We start from the raw sequence: 18,009 nt of genomic DNA, 5'->3' as shown, positions 1-18,009 counted from the left end.
CCTCCCCCCGCCCCCCCCCCGCCACCGCTAACCCCCACGACCCCGCCCCAAGCCCCGCGCAGCGGAACCCTCAAACCCCCGGCGGCGAAGCCGGCCCCGAAAGCGCCACCGCCACCAACGCCCGCATCACACAAGCCGCCTGCCCCAGAGGAAGCGTCGCATCATCCGCGAACAGCTCCACGAGCCAGCCACCCGCCGGATTCTGCCCACCCGCCGCGACCATCCCCCGGTAGCCGGAGACGACGAGCATCGCCTCCTCCGCCGGGTCGTTGCCGGCCGCCCCTGCCCGGAGGGCAAACGCACCGCCCCGGACGGCCCGTCGAGTCATCGGGTAGTGCCGGAGATCGAAGACCGCGTCCGGGGCCTCGATCTGGGCGCGCTGGGTCTCGGCACGGGTGCTGCTGGGCCCGCTGGTCATCCGGTAGACGGCGTGCTGGGCGGTCCGCATCAGCTGGGACCCCGGCGGCACGTACGACACCCACCACCCCACCGCGTCCAGCAGCCGGGCGGCGGCCTCGGCGACGACCGCGAGTTTGCCGAGGGTGTCGGCGCTGTGGACGGCGCGGGCGGCGCCGTGCTGGTCGAGGGCGGACAGGACGGCGGTGAGCAGTTGCCCGGGGTCGGCGCTGTGCGCGGCACCCCGGAACCGCCGCCGGTCGCCGTTGCCGATCCGCCCGCCGGGCCGCCCGCGCCCGTCCGCCCGGTGGTGGGGGTCGGCGGCGTCGGCCAGCAGCACCGTGGGGTCGGGCGAGAAGCCGGGCCCGTGGCTGCGCCCGGCGACGACGGGGTGGGCGGCGCGGGCGGCCTTGGCCCGGTACTGGGCGGCGTCGGCGAGCCGGAAGAGTCGGTCGGGGGTGGTGACGGGCCCGATGGAATCCCCCGTCGAGGCGACCCCGCACGCCACCCCCTCGCCCTCGGACAGCGCCAGCGCCCGCGCGCACAGCTCCTCGGCGACGGCCACGACCTCGTCGGCCTTCTGGCCCTCCGCGAGCAGGCAGAACTCGTCGCCGCCGAGCCGGGCCGCGAGGCTGCCGGGCAGTTTGGCGGCGGCGAGCGACAGCTGGTGGGCGAATCGTTCCAGCAGGCGGTCGCCCATTTCGTGGCCGAGCTGGTCGTTGACCCGCTTGAGGCCGTTGACGTCGCACACGACCAGCGACACGACGGTGTTGTCCCGGTTGTGCGCCTCCAGGGCGCTCTCCAGCCGGGCGTCCACCGCGCGCCGGTTGGCGAGACCGGTGAGCGGGTCGGAGAAGGCGAGTTTGCGCAGGTCGGCGAGGCGCTCGGTCTGGGCGAGCCCGGCCGAGACCTGGGCGGCCAGCAGGGTGGCGTAGTCGGCGTCGGCCTCGGTGAACTCGGGCATCCCGGTGGCCCGGGCCAGGTAGAGCTCGCCCCAGGCCTGCCCGTGCAGGACGATCGGCGCGACGACGCAGCAGCCCCGCCCGCGCCGGCGCAGCGCCGCGGCGCGTTCCTGGCAGTACGCGCCGGCGGTGGGATGCACGTGACCGGCGTGGGGTTCGCTGTTCTCGGCGGTCTGCAGCCAGGCGCGCGGCAGCCGTCCGGTGGTCCAGCGTTCCTCCAGATAGGTGACGATCTCCGGGAAGTCGGCGACGGGGTAGGACTCGTCCTCGGGCTGTTCCTCCTCGCCGGGGGCGAGGTCGCCGTGGTTGACGAGGACCCGCAGCCGCCCGGACTCGCGGTCCCAGACGGAGACGGCGGCCATGGTGGCGCCGAGCGCCTCGGTGGCGCGGGCGGCGGCGGCGCGGACGGCCTCCAGGGGGGTGAGCGCCCCGGCCATGTCCTGGGCGAGCTCGACCACGGACTGCAGTCGCAGGTCGGGCAGGGCGGCGGGCCGCCCGGAGGCGTCGCAGTCGCAGCCGCGGTCCGTCATGGTCGCCTCACTGCTCACCGGCTCGCCCCGCTCCCTGTGCCCGGTCCTACCGAGGGCAGCCGCACGCGTACCGGCCGCTGCACCAAGACTATGGCGACTTCACCCGGTTATGCCCCGTTTCGACCCACACACCGGTCGCCCGTTCGACGGCAAGCCCCCGGCCCCAGCCCCAGACCCCAGCCCGGCCCCAGCCCCAGACCCCAGCCCGGCCCCAAGCCCGAAACCCCAGCCCGGCCCCCGGCCACCCCGGCCGGACGCCCCGACTCCCGTCGGCTACTCCGGCTTGAGCCGCCGCGACAGCAGCCACGGCTCGACCAGCCCGAGCCCCCGGACCGGCCGCCGCCACATCGGCTGCAGGTGGAAGCGGTGCCCGGAGTCCGGCGAGGGCAGCGGAAGCCCGGAGGCGGGCATCCCGGCGGCGGCCGAGAGCGCCTCGGCGAGGCCGGGCCCGTCCGCGTCGGGCGGGGCGACACTGCCGTTCTGCTCCAGCGCGGCGGCGAACTCGCCGTCGATCAGCACGGCGTCCTTGGGCGCGATGGAGGTGAGCCGGCTGGCCAGGTTGACGGTGGTGCCGAAGACGTCGCCCATCCGGGAGGTCACGGTGCCGAAGGCCATGCCGACCCGCAGCGCGGGGATGGTCTCGTCCTCGGCGAGCGCGTCGATCAGGCCGAGCGCGATCTCGGCGGCGGTCACCGGGTCCTCGGAGACGTAGAGGATCTCGTCGCCGAGGGTCTTGATGACCCGGCCGCCCTGCCCGGCGATCAGGTCGGAGCAGGTGTTCTCGAAGGTCTCGACGAGCTCGCCGAGTTCCTCCTCCTCCAGCCGCCGGGAGAGGCGGGTGAAGCCGACCAGGTCGGCGAAGCCGACGGCGAGCCGGCCGCTGGTGATCTCGTGGTCCTCGGCGGCCTGCACGACCCGCCCGGTGACGGCGGCCAGCTGGCGCCGCCAGACGTAGACGAGGAACTGCTCCAGCTCGGGCAGCAGCAGCTCGACCAGTGGGTAGGCGACCTCGGCGCGGGTGAGGCCCGGCTCGACGGACTGGGTGAGGTTCTCCAGGAAGGTGTCCATCTGCCAGCCGGCCAGCCGCGCCGTGGTCTGCCCGGTGGAGCGGGCCACCTGGATCGCCATCGACTCGCTGAGCAGGCCGGACTCGACCAGTCCGGCCAGCCGGCGCAGCGCGATCACGTCACCGTCGGTGAGGGCCCGGGACTGTCCGATGTCGGGGAAGCCCATCGCCCGCCAGAAGCGGGTGGCCAGCTCCATCGGGACGTCGGCGGCCCTCGCGGCCTGGTAGGGGGTGTAGCGGCGCGGTGCGTCCAGGATCAGGCGTTCGAGTTCGAGCGCGACCGTCTGGTCGTGGCTGTCCGCCGTCCCGCCGTTGCTGCCGTCCTCTGCCACCGGTCCGTCCCCGTGCGGTCGCCGCACTTGCCTCGTGTCCTACCTGTCCGGGCGCCCGCCCGCCACCCGGGCGGACAGTGGCGCGCCTCACACCGCTGCCAGGTGGAATGTTCGCACGGAATCGCGTGATCCGGGGCATCCGCCCGGGTCAAGGAGAGGTGAAGATGCCGTTCAGCGGGGTTCGGGGCGCACGTGGACGACGTCCCCCGCGCCCACCGCACGGCGCGCGCCCTCCGGCGTACGAACCACCAGCCGCCCGTCGCCGTCGATCGCCACGGCCTCCCCGGTGAGCTCGGTGTCGCCCGGCAGGTGCACCTTGACCTGGCGGCCGAGCGTGGTGCAGCGGTCGACGTAGGCGCGGAGCAGGTCGCTCGCGTGCGGGTCGCCGGCGGCGGCCGTCCAGTCGCCGTAGAGCTCGGCGAACTCGCGCAGCAGGGCGCGCAGCAGGGTGGAGCGGTCGGTGACGGCGGCGCCGGCCAGGGCGAGCGAGGCGGCGGTGGGGACGGGCAGCTCCTCCTCGCGCAGCGTGACGTTGAGGCCGACCCCGGCGACGACGGCGCCGCCGCTCAGTTCGGTCAGGATGCCGCCGAGCTTGCGCTCGGCGCCGTCGACCTCGACCTGGAGGTCGTTGGGCCACTTCAGCCCGACCTCGACGCCGGCGACCCGGTCCAGGGTGCTGGCCACGGCGACGCCGACCAGGATCGGCAGCCAGCCGTACCGCTCGACCGGCACCTCCTCGGGGCGCAGCAGGACGGAGAGGAACAGCCCCGAGCGCGGCGGCGCCGTCCACTGCCGGTCCAGCCGCCCGCGCGCGGCGCTCTGCGCCTCGGCGACCAGGACGGCGCCCTGCGGCGCACCGGCCAGGGCGCGGGCGGCGAGGTCGGTGTTGGTGGAGCCGGTCTCGGTGACGACGTCGAGCGAGGTCCACAGCCCTCCCGGGAGCACCAGGTCCCGGCGCAGCGCGTCCTCGTCCAGCGGCGGGCGGTCCAGGTCGGTCCACGGTGACGGCCCGGCGTGGCCGAAGCCGCGGAGTCCACTGCGGCGGGGGGTCTCGGGTGCGCTCATGGGAACGACCCTAGACGGGCCCGACGGCCCACGCCGTCCCATCGTGCCGCAGAACGGCCGTCAACAAAACTGTGTCGCTGACCATAACGGCCGGGCGTTACGTCTGGCCCTCCGTGCTGGCTACGCTACCCAACGGTAGTTCGCAGCGCCGCCCTGCCCTCCTGTGCGGGCCCCCGTTCCGGTCCGCGCGCACTCGAACAGGTCGCGGCCCAGGATCAGGGAGAGCCACCGGAATGACCGAGGCCCCGTACGACCCCCACACCACCGCGGGCAAGCTCGCCGACCTGCGGCGCAGGATCGACGAGGCGGTGCACTCCGGCTCCGCCAAGGCGGTGGAGAAGCAGCACGCCAAGGGCAAGCTGACGGCCCGGGAGCGGGTCGCGGAGCTGCTGGACGAGGACTCCTTCGTCGAGTTCGACGAGTTCGCCCGGCACCGCTCGACCAACTTCGGGCAGGAGAAGAACCGCCCGTACGGCGACGGCGTGGTCACCGGCTACGGCACCGTCGACGGCCGCCAGGTCGCCGTGTTCGCCCAGGACTTCACCGTCTTCGGCGGCTCCCTCGGCGAGGTCTTCGGCGAGAAGATCGTCAAGGTCATGGACTTCGCGCTGAAGACCGGCTGCCCGGTCATCGGCATCAACGACTCCGGCGGCGCCCGGATCCAGGAGGGCGTGGTCTCGCTCGGCCTGTACGGCGAGATCTTCCGCCGCAACGTGCACGCCTCCGGCGTGATCCCGCAGATCTCGCTGATCATGGGCCCCTGCGCCGGCGGCGCGGTGTACTCCCCCGCGATCACCGACTTCGTCGTGATGGCCGACCGGACCTCGCACATGTTCATCACCGGCCCGGACGTCATCAAGACCGTCACCGGCGAGGACGTCGGCATGGAGGAGCTGGGCGGCGCGCGCACCCACAACACCAAGTCGGGCAACGCGCACTACCTGGCCACGGACGAGAAGGAGGCGATCGAGTACGTCAAGAGCCTGCTCTCGTACCTGCCCTCCAACAACCTCTCGGACCCGCCGTCCTACCCCGAGCAGGCGGACCTCGACATCACCGACGAGGACCTCGAACTCGACACGATCGTGCCGGACTCGGCGAACCAGCCGTACGACATGCGCAAGGTGATCGAGCACATCGTCGACGACGGCGAGTTCCTGGAGACCCAGCCGCTGTTCGCCGGCAACATCATCACCGGCTTCGCCCGGGTCGAGGGCCAGTCGGTGGGCATCGTCGGCAGCCAGCCGATGGACCTGGCCGGCTGCCTGGACATCAACGCCAGCGAGAAGGCCGCCCGCTTCATCCGCACCTGCGACAGCTTCAACGTCCCGGTGCTGACCTTCGTCGACGTGCCCGGCTTCCTGCCCGGCACCGAGCAGGAGTGGGACGGCATCATCCGCCGCGGCGCCAAGCTGATCTACGCCTACGCCGAGGCCACCGTGCCGCTGATCACCGTGATCACCCGCAAGGCCTTCGGCGGCGCCTACGACGTCATGGGCTCCAAGCACCTCGGCGCCGACCTCAACCTGGCCTGGCCGACCGCCCAGATCGCGGTCATGGGCGCGCAGGGCGCGGTCAACATCCTGCACCGCCGCGAGATCGCCGAGGCCGAGGCCGCCGGCACCGCCGAGGAGAAGCGGGCCGAGCTCATCGCCTCGTACGAGGACACCCTGCTCAACCCGTACCTCGCGGCCGAACGCGGCTACGTGGACGCGGTGATCGCGCCGAGCGAGACCCGCCGCCACATCGTCCGCGGCCTGCGGGCGCTGCGCGGCAAGCGCGAGGTGCTCCCGCCGAAGAAGCACGGCAACATCCCCCTGTAGGTCCACTGCCCAGAACAAGGCCGTAGCGAGAGGATTGAGCCATGGCCCCGATCCACGTGCTGCACGGGCAGCCGACCCCCGAGGAGCTAGCCGCCGTCCTGGCGGTGGTCCAGGCCCGGGCCGCCGCCGCGCAGGCCGCCGCCGAGGCGGCGCGCCGGGCGGGCGTCGGCCCGGCCTCCCCGTGGAACGACCGCGCCCGTCTGCACCGCCCCGCGGTCCGTCCCGGCGTCAACGCCTGGCGGACCTCCGGCTGGGCGGGCTGAGCACGCGCAGCACACCCTGAGGAGTGGGGGGGGGGGGGGGGGCGCCCCCCCCCCCCGCGGGGGTGGGGGGGGGGGGGGCGCGGGGCCCCCCGGCGCGCGGGCGGCGCCGCCGGCGCGCTTCACGGCGGGGCGGCCCGCCGGGTGGGGGGGATGCGCCCGCGCCCCACACCCCGTGTAGTGGGAGGGCGGCCGGCCCGACTCCCCACTCCTTTCCTTGTCGTGGGCGCTCCGCCCCTTGCCACAGGCGCTCCGTTCCGGCCCGAAGGACCGGCCCGAAGGACCGGCCCGGAGTTCCGGCCCGAATCGCCCGGAACCTGAGTACGGATACTCAGGCGCCCCGCCCGGCCCGCGGCGCACCCTGGAAGGGTGCTCTGGTCAGACCCCCGCGACGAGCCCTCCCCCGAGGCCCGCCGGGTGCAGGAGAAACTGCACCGCGCCGGCCGTGTGCTCGCCGCCTACCTCCTCGTGATCGCCGTGCTGCTCCTGCTGTGACCACCGCGGCGCCCCGCGAAGATCCCGCGAGGACCTCCCGCGAACCCTCGCGGAAAGCCTCGCGGAAAGCCTCGCGACGACCCTCACGGAGAGCCCGCGGACAGCCCCCGGAGACCCTGCGAAGACCACCGTTCACCCGAACGGCCGACACCACGACCCCCTACCCTGGTGGGCATGACCGACCAGCGCGCCCTCGTCCTCGCCTCCGCCTCCCCCGCCCGCCTCGGGCTGCTGCGCCAGGCGGGCCTCGACCCGCGCGTGGTGGTCAGCGGCGTCGACGAGGACGCCATCACCGCCGCCACCCCGGCCGAACTCGCCCTCGTCCTCGCCGAGGCCAAGGCCAAGGCGGTCGCCGCCGAACTCACCGGCGGCGAGCTCGTGATCGGCTGCGACTCCGTCCTGGAGCTCGACGGACGGGCCCTCGGCAAGCCCACCGACGCCGCCGACGCGCTCGCCCGCTGGCAGTCGATGCGCGGCCGCTCCGGCGTGCTGCGCACCGGCCACTGCGTCATCGACACCGTGACCGGCGAACAGGCCTCGGCCACCGCCTCCACCACCGTCCGCTTCGGCACCCCGGACGACGCCGAGGTCGCCGCCTACGTCGCCTCCGGCGAACCGCTGCACGTGGCCGGGGCGTTCACCCTGGACGGCCGCTCCGCACCGTTCATCGAGGGCATCGACGGCGACCCGGGCAACGTCATCGGCCTCTCGCTGCCGCTGCTGCGCACCCTGCTGGCCGACCTCGGCGTCCGGCTGGTCGACCTCTGGGTCTGACGGCCCGGGCGGACCTCCGGGCCACCGGCCGGTCCGCACTCACTGCGCCGGGACGTTCTGCGCCAGGAAGGCCAGGACGTCGTTCAGGGCGCCGTCGGCGAGCAGGTCGGCGCCGTGCCGGGAGCCCGGGTAGATCTTGAGGGTCTTCGCGGGCGACACCGAGGTCGCGTACAGGTCCTTGGCGTCGCCCGCGAACGGCGAGTCGTCCTGCTCCGCCGCGAAGAACACCGGGGCCTTGATCTTCGCCACCGCGACGAGCGCGCGGTCCCCCTCGTAGTTGGCCGGGCCGCTCAGTGAGACCACCGCCGCCACCGGCAGCGGGGTCGACCGCTCGGCCGCGGCCTCCAGCGAGCCGGTGCCGCCCTTGGAGGCGCCGATCAGGACCGCCTTGGTGATGCCCTTCCCGCCCAGCCAGGTCAGCGCCGCCGGGACGTCCCGCGCCGGGCTGCCCGGCTCCTCGGTGGCGAGCACGGCGTACCCGGCCGCGGTGAAGGCCTTCAGGTAGGGCACCCAGTCGCAGATCGAACCGCCGAGCTGGTGCGAGAAGAACAGCGCGACCTTGGCCGTTCCGGCGTCCGACTGCTGGAAGTACCCGGGCCGCACCCCGGACACGGCCGGCACGTTGATGCTGCCCGTCCGGTTCTGTTCCTCGGTGAGGCACCCGAATCTTCGCGCCGGATCCGCCGTCGAGGTCGGCGCACTGGGCGACACCCTCGATCCCACGCTCTGGCACCCCGCCGCCACGAGCACCGCCAGTACGGCCGCCGCGACACCCAACTTCCCCGTCTTTACCGTCATTTGGCGAACGCTAGGGACCTCCCGCTGCACCGTCAATGGTCCGGACGGGCGCCCCCGGCTAGGCTGTCCGCCGTTTCGAACGGGGAGGGACGGCGCCGATGACCGACAACGTGCTCAACGTCGTACTGGGCCTGGTGGCGAGCGCCATCAGCGCCGGGCTCGGCTGGCTCGCCCAGGCCCTGCGGCGACGCCGCAGGGTGGAGCGGGTGCGGGCCTTCTTCGGCCTTCCCGCCGGCGGCGAGTGCCTGATCGTGGTGAACCGGCACGCCTCCGCGCCCAGTTCGAGGAGCGTCGCGCGCAACGACGTGTACGCCCTGATGGAGCTGGCCGCGCTGGTCAAGGAGTGCGGCGCACGGGCCGAGCTGGTGGCGCACGACGAGGTCCGCCAGGGCCTCGGGGACAAGGGCGAGTTCTGCATCGGCGGCCCGAGCAGCAACGAACGGACGGCGGCCCACCTGGCGTCCTGGCTGCCGGGGGTCGAGTACGTCCCGGCCCCGGGCGGCCACGTGCCGGTGCTGACCGTGGGCAGCACGGAGTTCCGGCACGAGGACGAGACCGAGCCCGGCGGCGGCCATTCCTTCGCCCTGCTCGCCCGGCTGCACCCGACGGCCGGCGACCGGCCGACCTTCCTGGTCGCGGGCCAGACCGCCGTCTCCAACCACGCCGCCGTCCGCCACCTGGTCGCCAACCACCGCAAGCTCGCCCGGCGGCACACCGAGGACGGCTCCTTCGTGCTGGTCCTCAAGGTCGTCAACCCCAAGGCCTACGGCCCCGATGTCGTCGAAGTCGCCGCCGACGTCACCGCCGACGCCCTGCGCCGGAGCGCCCGGACCCCGGCCACCGCGTGAGTGTGGCCAAGCCCACCGGCCCGCCACGCCGCCGCGCCACGACCGCGCCGTCACCGGGCCGCGCCCGCCCCGGCCGCCCCACCTGCGCGGACGTCCGGGAGGCCGTCCACCGGCCCGCGAAACAGATCACCGTCCGTGTGGGATAGTTCACAACCTGGGGCTACTCGCCGGTACTGCCCAGGAATCCATAAACTCAACGAGGTTCAAGAAGGGAGCCACAGTGCGCAAGGTGCTCATCGCCAACCGCGGGGAAATCGCCGTCCGCGTCGCCCGGGCCTGCTCGGACGCCGGTATCGCCAGCGTCGCCGTCTACGCCGAGCCGGACCGGGATGCGCTGCACGTGCGCGCGGCCGACGAGGCTTACGCGCTGGGCGGTGACACCCCGGCCACCAGCTACCTGGACATCGCGAAGGTCCTGAAGGCCGCCGAGGACTCGGGCGCGGACGCGGTCCACCCCGGTTACGGCTTCCTGTCGGAGAACGCGGAGTTCGCCCAGGCCGTCCTCGACGCGGGTCTGACCTGGATCGGCCCGCCCCCGCAGGCCATCCGCGACCTCGGTGACAAGGTCACCGCCCGTCACGTCGCGCAGCGCGCCGGTGCCCCGCTGGTCGCCGGCACCCCCGACCCGGTCTCCGGGGCGGACGAGGTCGTCACGTTCGCCCGGGAGCACGGTCTCCCGGTCGCGATCAAGGCGGCCTTCGGCGGCGGCGGCCGCGGCCTCAAGGTCGCCCGTACGCTGGAGGAGATCCCCGAGCTGTACGAGTCGGCCGTGCGCGAGGCCGTCGCGGCGTTCGGCCGCGGCGAGTGCTTCGTCGAGCGCTACCTCGACAACCCGCGTCACGTCGAGACCCAGTGCCTGGCGGACAAGCACGGCAACGTCGTGGTGGTCTCCACCCGCGACTGCTCGCTGCAGCGCCGCCACCAGAAGCTCGTCGAGGAGGCCCCCGCGCCGTTCCTCACCCCCGAGCAGAACGCCGAGCTGTACCGCGCGTCCAAGGCCATCCTCAAGGAGGCCGGCTACGTCGGCGCCGGCACCTGCGAGTTCCTCGTCGCGCTGGACGGCACGATCTCCTTCCTGGAGGTCAACACCCGTCTGCAGGTCGAGCACCCGGTGACCGAGGAGGTCACCGGCATCGACCTGGTCCGCGAGATGTTCCGCATCGCCGACGGCGAGGAGCTCGGCTACGGCGACCCCGAGGTGCGCGGCCACTCCTTCGAGTTCCGCATCAACGGCGAGGACCCGGGCCGCGGCTTCCTGCCCGCCCCCGGCACGGTGACGCTGTTCGCCCCGCCGTCCGGCCCGGGCGTGCGCCTGGACTCGGGCGTCGAGACCGGCTCGGTCATCGGCCCCGCCTGGGACTCGCTGCTGGCCAAGCTGATCGTCTCCGGCCGCGACCGCAAGCAGGCCCTGGAGCGCGCCCGGCGCGCGCTGAACGAGTTCAAGGTGGAGGGCATGGCCACCGCCATCCCGTTCCACCAGGCCGTCGTCACCGACCCGGCGTTCGCGCCCGAGGTGCACGGCAGCGAGGGCCCGTTCACGATCTACACCCGCTGGATCGAGACCGAGTTCGACAACACCATCCCCCCGTTCGCCGGCGCGCCCGGCGAGGGCGAGGAGGCCGAGGGCCGCGAGACCGTCGTCGTCGAGGTCGGCGGCAAGCGGATCGAGGTCTCCCTGCCGTCCTCCCTCGGCGTCTCGGCGGCCCCCGCCGCGGGCGCGACGGGTGCGGCCAAGGCCAAGCGCCGGGTGGGCGCGAAGAAGGCCGGCTCGGCCGTCAGCGGTGACACGCTGGCCTCGCCGATGCAGGGCACGATCGTCAAGGTCGCCGTCGAGGAGGGCCAGGTCGTCGCCGAGGGCGAACTCATCGTCGTCCTGGAGGCGATGAAGATGGAGCAGCCCCTCAACGCCCACAAGGCCGGCACCGTCGTCGGCCTCAAGGCCGAGGTCGGCGCGAGCGTCAGCAGCGGCGCCGCGCTCTGCGAGATCAAGGACTGACACTCCGTCAACCGACCGGTCCGTACGCCCCCCGCGGGTGTGCGGACCGGTCGCGTTTCACCCGCAGGTGTCACCGCCCGCGCGGGACGCCCAGTTCGGCCAGCCGGACCTGCATCCCGCCCGGCCCGGCCGGGCCGCCGTGCGCCCCGGGCCGGCGCTGGCCGGGCAGCGGGGCGCCACCGGGCGGCGGGGCGGCCCGGCGCGGCAGCGGGCCGGGCTGGGTCTGGTGGACGGGCCCGCTGCCGGTGCCGTGCACCGGGGCGTCCCCGCTGGGGGCGGCGCCGAGCGGCGCCAGGTCGATCTGCACCCCGCAGTCGGCGAGGGCGTCCAGCTCGCGCGCCGAGGCGTCGTCCGAGGTCGCGTGCTCGTCGGTGACCAGCCGGGTGATGGTCTCGGTGGGCACGGTCTGGAACATGGTGTCCGCGCCGAGCTTGGTGTGGTCGGCGAGGACGATGACCTCGGCGGCCGACTGCACCAGCGCCCGGTCCACGCTCGCGGACAGCATGTTGGTGGTGGACAGCCCGCGGTCGGCGGTGAGCCCGCTACCGGAGATGAAGGCCTTGGACACCCGCAGCCCGTGCAACGACTGCTCGGCACCGCTGCCGACCAGCGCGTAGTTGGAGCCCCGCAGGGTGCCGCCGGTCATCACCACCTCCACCCGGTTGGCGTGCGCCAGCGCCTGGGCGACGAGCAGCGAGTTGGTGACCACGGTCAGGCCGGGCACCCGGGCGAGCCGGCGGGCCAGCTCCTGGGTGGTGGTGCCGGCGCCGACGACGACCGCGTCGCCCTCCTCCACCAGCCCGGCGGCGAGGTCCGCGATGGCGCTCTTCTCGGCCGCGGAGAGGTGGGTCTTCTGCGGGTAACCGGGTTCGCGGCTGAAGCCGCCGGGGAGCACCGCGCCGCCGTGCCGGCGGTCGAGGAGCCCTTCTGCCTCCAGCGCCCGTACGTCCCGGCGCACGGTCACTTCGGAGGTCTGGACGACGCGGGCCAACTCCCGGAGCGAGACCGCTCCGTTGGCGCGCACCATTTCGAGGATCAACTGGCGACGTTCTGCTGCAAACACAGAACCGACGGTAACCTGCGTGACCGTCTGCTTTCAGGCGTTTGCAGCTAGTAGCGGGAAATGCTCACGCACGAGCGGCGCGTGACCGTACAATACGCGCCGTCAATGACCCGGGACTGCGCCCGCCGTCCGGGTGAGGGCCGCGCGCGCGAAAAGGGCGGCCACCGATCGGTGACCGCCCCCAACTGTGCGCCGGATGCTCAGGATTCGCCCTCGGCCCGCTTGCGGATGTGCAGCTGCCGGGCGGCCTCGGCGGTCGAGCCGGACACCGACGGGTAGACGGTGAAGGCGCTGGCCACCTGTTCGACGGTCAGATTGGCGTCCACCGCGAGGGAGATCGAGTGAATCAGCTCGCTCGCGCGCGGGGCGACCACGACGCCGCCGACCACGATGCCGGTGCCCGGACGGCAGAACAGCTTCACGAAGCCGTCCCGGATGCCCTGCATCTTCGCCCGCGGGTTGCCGCGCAGCGGCAGCTTGACCTCGACCGCGTCCATCTTGCCGCACTGCACGTCGGCGGCGGTGTAGCCGACGGTGGCGATCTCCGGGTCGGTGAAGACGTTGGAGGCGACGGTCTTCAGGTTGAGCGGCTGCACCGCGTCGCCGAGCGCGTGGTACATCGCGATCCGGCCCTGCATGGCCGCCACCGAGGCGAGCATGAAGACGCCGGTGCAGTCGCCGGCCGCGTAGACGCCCGGGGCGCTGGTGCGCGAGACCCGGTCGACCTGGATCTGGCCCCAGTCGTTGAGCTTGACCCCGGCCTCCTCCAGGCCCATCTCGGCCGTGTTGGGGATCGAGCCGACCGCCATCAGGCAGTGCGTGCCCTCGATCACCTTGCCGTCGGCGAGGGTGACCTCGACCCGGTCGCCGATCCTCTTGGCGCTCTCGGCCCGCGAGCGGCCCATGACGTTCATGCCGCGGCGGCGGAAGACGTCCTCCAGCACCTCGGCGGCGTCCGGGTCCTCGCCCGGCAGCACCCGGTCGCGGCTGGACACGAGGGTCACCTTGGAGCCCAGCGCCTGGTAGGCACCGGCGAACTCGGCGCCGGTGACACCGGAGCCGACCACGATCAGCTCGCGCGGCAGCTCCTCCAGGTCGTACACCTGGGTCCAGGTCAGGATCCGCTCACCGTCCGGCTGCGCGTCCGGCAGCTCGCGCGGGTGGGCGCCGGTCGCGATCAGCACCGCGTCGGCGCGCAGCGAGTGCACGGTGCCGTCGGGGGCGTCCACGAGCACCTCGCGGGAGCCGTCCACGGCCTGCCCGCCGGCGCCGAGCCGGCCCCGGCCGCGCAGCACGGTGACACCGGCACGGGTGACCGACTGGGTGATGTCGTGGGACTGGGCGATCGCCAGTCGCTTCACACGGCGGTTGACCTTGCCCAGGTCCACGCCGACGACCTTGTCGCCGTGCTCGCGCGCGGCCCCGTCCCGGGCGACGGTGATCCCGAGCTCGTCGTAGGAGCTGTCGAAGGTGGTCATCACCTCCGCGGTCGCGATCAGCGTCTTCGACGGAACGCAGTCCGTGAGCACCGCCGATCCGCCCAGACCGTCGCGGTCGACGACGGTCACCTCCGCGCCGAGCTGAGCGGCGACGAGAGCCGCCTCATAGCCGCCGGGTCCGCCACCGATGATCACGATCCGAGTCACGCTCACCATTGTCCCGCACGCCCAGAGCACTGCCACGCCGGGGTACGGGCTTCTGTGCGATCCCCCAGTCGCCGTAGTCTGGCCCGCATGCCCCTTTACGCCGCGTATGCCACGAACCTCGATGCCCGGCAGATGACCCGCCGCGCCCCGCACTCCCCACTGCGCGGAACCGGCTGGCTGGACGGCTGGCGGCTCACCTTCGGCGGCGAACAGCTCGGCTGGGAGGGCTCGCTGGCCACCGTCGTCGAGGACGAGAAGGACCAGGTCTTCGTCTCCCTCTACGAGATCGCGCCGATGGACGAGGAGGGCCTGGACCGCTGGGAGGGCGTCCAGCTCGGCATCTACCGCAAGATCCGGCTGCGCGCGCACACCCTGGACGGCGACATCCCGGTCTGGACGTACGTCCTCAACGACTACGAGGGCGGCCTGCCCGCGGCCCGCTACCTCGGCCTGATCGCCGACGCGGCGGAGAGCGCCGGCGCCCCGGACGACTACGTGATGGACCTCCGCCGCCGGCCCTGCTGACCCGCCGCGCGGGACACCCCGGGGACCACCGGAGGGCGGTGCGGAACTGTCGATACCGACGAGGCCGGTCACCCGAAAAGCGGCACCGAGCTGTGCTTTCGGGTCAACCGGGTAACGATCCGGCAAGCCGCGCCGGATTTTCTACGCGCGTAGCCGATTCCCGTCTATCCTCGGATCCGTGAACGCTACTCCTCAGTCGGTCGTCTCCGCCGACCCCTACGCCGCCGCCCAGGCCGCCGCCGCGCGCCTGCGCGAGCTGACCGGTGCCGAGCGCCACGACGTCGCCCTGGTGATGGGCTCCGGCTGGGTGCCGGCCGCCGACGCCCTCGGCGAGACCGTGGCCGAGTTCCCGGTCACCGAGCTCCCGGGCTTCCCCGCCCCCGCCGTCGCCGGCCACGCCGGCAAGATCCGCTCGGTGAAGATCGGCGACAAGCGCGCCCTGATCTTCCTCGGCCGCAACCACTACTACGAGGGCCACGGCGTGGCCACCGTGGTCCACGGCGTGCGCACCGCCGCCGCGGCCGGCTGCGGGACCATCGTCCTGACCAACGGCTGCGGCGGTCTCCGCGAGGGCTGGGTCCCCGGTCAGCCGGTGCTGATCAGCGACCACATCAACCTGACCGCGGACTCCCCGATCGTCGGCGCCAACTTCGTCGACCTCACGGACCTGTACTCCAAGCGCCTGCGCGCCCTGTGCCGCGAGGTCGACCCGTCCCTGGACGAGGCCGTCTACGTGCAGTTCCGCGGCCCGCACTACGAGACCCCGGCCGAGGTCAACATGGCCCGGGTGATCGGCGGCGAGCTGGTCGGCATGTCCACCACCCTGGAGGCCATCGCCGCCCGCGAGGCCGGCGCCGAGGTGCTCGGCATCTCGCTGGTCACCAACCTGGCCGCGGGCATCACCGGCGAGCCGCTCAACCACGAAGAGGTCCTGGAGGCCGGCAAGGCCTCGGCCGAGCGCATGGGCGAGCTGCTGAGCAAGGTCCTGGAGCGGATCTGACCCCGCACGGCGCACAATCATGAACGACGGGGCCCGCGGGCGGCCGTGATCCCGCTGATCACACCCGCCCGCGGGCCCCGTCCGCATGCGCACACCTTCTTTGCGGAACCCTCCGGCCGACACACCGACGTACTTCCCGATGGAGCAGCCGCCATGACGCAGGCACCCAACCCCGACCTCATCGCCCGGACCCGGGCCTGGCTGGCCGAGGACCCCGACCCGCAGACCCGCGAGGAGCTCACCGCGCTGCTGGCGCGCGCCGAGGACCCGGCGGCCGACGAGGACGGCAAGCTCGCCTGGGCCGAGCTCACCGAGCGCTTCGCCGACCGGCTCCAGTTCGGCACCGCCGGCCTGCGCGGCGAACTCGGCGCCGGCCCGATGCGGATGAACCGCGCCGTCGTCATCCGGGCCGCCGCCGGCCTGGTCGCGTACGTGAAGGCGCAGGGCCTCGGCGACCTCGTCGTCATCGGCTACGACGCCCGCCACAAGTCGTACGACTTCGCCCGCGACACCGCCGCCGTCGTGGTCGGCGCCGGCCTGCGCGCCGCGCTGCTGCCCCGCCCGCTGCCCACCCCGGTGCTCGCCTTCGCGATCCGCCACCTGGGCGCCGCCGCCGGCGTCACCGTCACCGCGAGCCACAACCCGCCGCAGGACAACGGCTACAAGGTCTACCTGGGCGACGGCTCGCAGATCGTCCCGCCGGCCGACGCCGGCATCGCCGCCGAGATCGACGCGATCGGCTCCCTGGACGACGTCCCGCGCGCGGAGGACGGCTGGGAGGTGCTCGGCGAGGACGTCATCGAGGCGTACCTGGCCCGTGCCGCGTCGATCGTCGACCAGCACGGCCCGCGCGACCTCGACGTCGTCTACACCCCGATGCACGGCGTCGGCCGCGACACCCTGCTCGCCGCCTTCCGCGAGGCCGGCTTCGCCGCGCCCACCGTGGTCGCCGAACAGGCCGAGCCGGACCCGGACTTCCCGACCGTGGCGTTCCCCAACCCGGAGGAGCCGGGGGCGATGGACCTCGCCTTCCGCACCGCCGCCCAGGTCGGCCCGGACATCGTCATCGCCAACGACCCGGACGCCGACCGCTGCGCGGTGGCCGTCCCGGTCAACGCCAACGCGGCCGGCAGCGGCAACGGCACCTCCGGCTGGCGCATGCTGCGCGGCGACGAGGTCGGCGCGCTGCTCGGCTCGGCCCTGGTCGCCAAGAAGGCCGAAGGCACCTTCGCCACCACGATCGTCTCCGCCACCCTGCTGGGCCGGATCGCCGAGGCGGCCGGTCTCGGGTACGCCGAGACGCTCACCGGCTTCAAGTGGATCGCCCGCGCCGACGGCCTGCGCTACGGCTACGAGGAGGCGCTCGGCTACTGCGTCGACCCCGAGGGCGTCCGCGACAAGGACGGCATCACAGCCGCCCTGCTGGTCGCCGAGCTGGCCGCGACCCTCAAGAAGTCCGGCCGCACCCTGAGCGACCTGCTGGACGACCTGGCGCTGGAGCACGGCCTGCACGCCACCGACCAGCTCTCCGTCCGCGTGCAGGACCTGTCGCTGATCGGCGCCGCGATGGCCCGCCTGCGCGAGCAGCCGCCGACCGTCCTGGCCGGCCTGAGCGTCGCCCGGGCCGACGACCTGACCGCCGGCTCGGCCGAGCTGCCGCCCACCGACGGGCTGCGCTACTACCTGGCCGGCGACGCCGTCCGCTCCGCGCGGATCGTGGTCCGGCCGTCCGGCACCGAGCCCAAGCTGAAGTGCTACCTGGAGGTCGTCCTCCCGGTCGCCTCGGCCGCCGACCTGGCCGGCGCCCGGGTGCGGGCCGCCGAGCTGCTCGATGCCGTCAAGCGCGACCTGGCCGTGGCCGCGGGCATCGACGGCTGACACCGTCCCGGATACCGCACGAGCGCCTCCCGTCAGGGGCGCTCGTGCGGTATCCGGCCTCCGCCGGGGCCGACCGGCTGCCATAGGCTCCACGCATGGACACATCCGACGCGGTGAGCACCGAGCAGCGACTCGCGGCCATCGAGGCCAAACTCGACGCCATCATCGGCCACTTCGGCATCCGCTACCCCCGCCCGGAGGGCCTGCCCCCGGCCGTGGCGTCCCGCGACCCCCGGACGATGCCGGAGGTGGTCGCGTACGTGCAGCGCGGCAAGCTGATCAACGCGATCAAGGTCTACCGCGAACGGACGGGCGCCGGGCTCGCCGAGTCGAAGAAGGCCATCGACGTCCTGGCCGCCCAGTTGGGCCGCTGACCGGCACACCCGTGGTCGCGCTCCGGCCCCCCGACCCGCTCGCGGGAAGCCGGACGGGCCGACTTCCCCGTGCCGGAGCGGCCCCCCCCGGGGGGGCCCGCGGGCGGCCCCGCGCCCCGCGCCGGGCCGCGGGCACACCGCGGCCAGGCCGGCCCCGGCGCTCGGCGCGGGGGCGCGC

15 protein-coding genes and 1 pseudogene are annotated in these 18,009 nt (G+C 73.8%); 10 read left to right on the top strand and 6 right to left on the bottom strand.

Translation table 11 applies throughout. The features are described 5' to 3' along the window. Positions 1–658 precede the first annotated feature (658 nt). From ACFV4G_RS11855 to ACFV4G_RS11845, 3 genes and pseudogenes are all read right to left on the bottom strand, one after another. Positions 659–1,795, bottom strand: a pseudogene (locus ACFV4G_RS11855) (diguanylate cyclase domain-containing protein); the annotation flags it as partial. 366 nt (positions 1,796–2,161) lie between these two features. Beyond that, on the bottom strand, positions 2,162–3,286 hold the full coding sequence (locus tag ACFV4G_RS11850; protein WP_380439106.1) for an adenylate/guanylate cyclase domain-containing protein: 1,125 nt from the start codon (positions 3,284–3,286) through the stop codon (positions 2,162–2,164). Positions 3,287–3,457: 171 nt separating this feature from the next. Then, a complete protein-coding gene (locus ACFV4G_RS11845) occupies positions 3,458–4,351 on the bottom strand; it encodes a biotin--[acetyl-CoA-carboxylase] ligase (RefSeq protein WP_380439104.1) in 894 nt (297 codons plus the stop codon). Positions 4,352–4,584: 233 nt separating this feature from the next. Between ACFV4G_RS11845 and ACFV4G_RS11840 the strand changes: the two genes are divergently transcribed. The 4 genes from ACFV4G_RS11840 to ACFV4G_RS11825 all read left to right on the top strand — a co-directional run bounded on the left by ACFV4G_RS11840 (position 4,585) and on the right by ACFV4G_RS11825 (position 7,703). Continuing rightward, positions 4,585–6,174, top strand: coding sequence for an acyl-CoA carboxylase subunit beta (locus ACFV4G_RS11840; RefSeq protein WP_380439102.1), 1,590 nt, complete (start codon positions 4,585–4,587; stop codon positions 6,172–6,174). A gap of 41 nt (positions 6,175–6,215) precedes the next feature. Next, positions 6,216–6,437 (top strand): acyl-CoA carboxylase epsilon subunit, encoded by a 222-nt coding sequence (locus ACFV4G_RS11835; protein WP_380439100.1) that lies wholly within the window; start codon positions 6,216–6,218, stop codon positions 6,435–6,437. Positions 6,438–6,803: 366 nt separating this feature from the next. Next, positions 6,804–6,929, top strand: coding sequence for a morphogenic membrane protein MmpB (gene mmpB / locus ACFV4G_RS11830; protein WP_359972850.1), 126 nt, complete (start codon positions 6,804–6,806; stop codon positions 6,927–6,929). Positions 6,930–7,103: 174 nt separating this feature from the next. Beyond that, positions 7,104–7,703: a nucleoside triphosphate pyrophosphatase gene (locus ACFV4G_RS11825; RefSeq protein ID WP_380439098.1), complete on the top strand. Its 600-nt coding sequence runs from the start codon at positions 7,104–7,106 to the stop codon at positions 7,701–7,703. Positions 7,704–7,742: 39 nt separating this feature from the next. On the opposite strand, the gene ACFV4G_RS11820 is transcribed toward ACFV4G_RS11825, so the two are convergent. Further along, positions 7,743–8,501, bottom strand: coding sequence for an alpha/beta hydrolase (locus tag ACFV4G_RS11820; RefSeq protein WP_380439096.1), 759 nt, complete (start codon positions 8,499–8,501; stop codon positions 7,743–7,745). A gap of 98 nt (positions 8,502–8,599) precedes the next feature. On the opposite strand from ACFV4G_RS11820, the gene ACFV4G_RS11815 reads away from it, so the two are divergent. Together ACFV4G_RS11815 and ACFV4G_RS11810 are read left to right on the top strand one after the other, a co-directional pair. Continuing rightward, the gene (locus ACFV4G_RS11815; RefSeq protein WP_380439094.1) at positions 8,600–9,349 is read left to right on the top strand and encodes a hypothetical protein; all 750 of its coding nucleotides are present in this window, start codon (positions 8,600–8,602) and stop codon (positions 9,347–9,349) included. Between the two features lie 220 nt (positions 9,350–9,569). Continuing rightward, entirely contained in the window at positions 9,570–11,345 is a 1,776-nt protein-coding gene (locus ACFV4G_RS11810; RefSeq protein WP_380439092.1) for an acetyl/propionyl/methylcrotonyl-CoA carboxylase subunit alpha, read from the top strand. Between the two features lie 70 nt (positions 11,346–11,415). On the opposite strand, the gene ACFV4G_RS11805 is transcribed toward ACFV4G_RS11810, so the two are convergent. Both ACFV4G_RS11805 and ACFV4G_RS11800 read right to left on the bottom strand, forming a co-directional pair. Beyond that, positions 11,416–12,372, bottom strand: coding sequence for a DeoR/GlpR family DNA-binding transcription regulator (locus tag ACFV4G_RS11805; protein WP_380439110.1), 957 nt, complete (start codon positions 12,370–12,372; stop codon positions 11,416–11,418). A gap of 236 nt (positions 12,373–12,608) precedes the next feature. Continuing rightward, positions 12,609–14,063 carry an NAD(P)H-quinone dehydrogenase gene (locus ACFV4G_RS11800; protein WP_380439090.1) on the bottom strand — a complete coding sequence of 485 codons (1,455 nt, stop codon included), beginning with the start codon at positions 14,061–14,063 and terminating at the stop codon, positions 12,609–12,611. A 78-nt stretch (positions 14,064–14,141) separates the two neighbouring features. Here ACFV4G_RS11800 and ACFV4G_RS11795 point away from each other — a divergent pair, with 78 nt between their 5' ends. From ACFV4G_RS11795 to ACFV4G_RS11780, 4 genes are all read left to right on the top strand, one after another. After that, the gene (locus tag ACFV4G_RS11795) at positions 14,142–14,579 is read left to right on the top strand and encodes a gamma-glutamylcyclotransferase (protein WP_359972865.1); all 438 of its coding nucleotides are present in this window, start codon (positions 14,142–14,144) and stop codon (positions 14,577–14,579) included. A 178-nt stretch (positions 14,580–14,757) separates the two neighbouring features. Further along, positions 14,758–15,579 carry a purine-nucleoside phosphorylase gene (locus ACFV4G_RS11790; RefSeq protein WP_380439088.1) on the top strand — a complete coding sequence of 274 codons (822 nt, stop codon included), beginning with the start codon at positions 14,758–14,760 and terminating at the stop codon, positions 15,577–15,579. A 153-nt stretch (positions 15,580–15,732) separates the two neighbouring features. Then, positions 15,733–17,457, top strand: a complete 1,725-nt coding sequence (locus ACFV4G_RS11785) for a phospho-sugar mutase (RefSeq protein WP_380439086.1) — start codon at positions 15,733–15,735, stop codon at positions 17,455–17,457. A 95-nt stretch (positions 17,458–17,552) separates the two neighbouring features. Continuing rightward, complete coding sequence (locus tag ACFV4G_RS11780; RefSeq protein ID WP_380439084.1) at positions 17,553–17,831, top strand: hypothetical protein; 279 nt, start codon at positions 17,553–17,555, stop codon at positions 17,829–17,831. Positions 17,832–18,009 lie beyond the last annotated feature (178 nt).

The sequence above is a fragment of the Kitasatospora sp. NPDC059747 genome (assembly GCF_042732955.1).
In the GTDB taxonomy this organism is placed as follows: domain Bacteria; phylum Actinomycetota; class Actinomycetes; order Streptomycetales; family Streptomycetaceae; genus Kitasatospora.
Note: the sequence above shows the minus strand (reverse complement) of the source record. Positions and strands in the feature narration are given on the sequence as shown.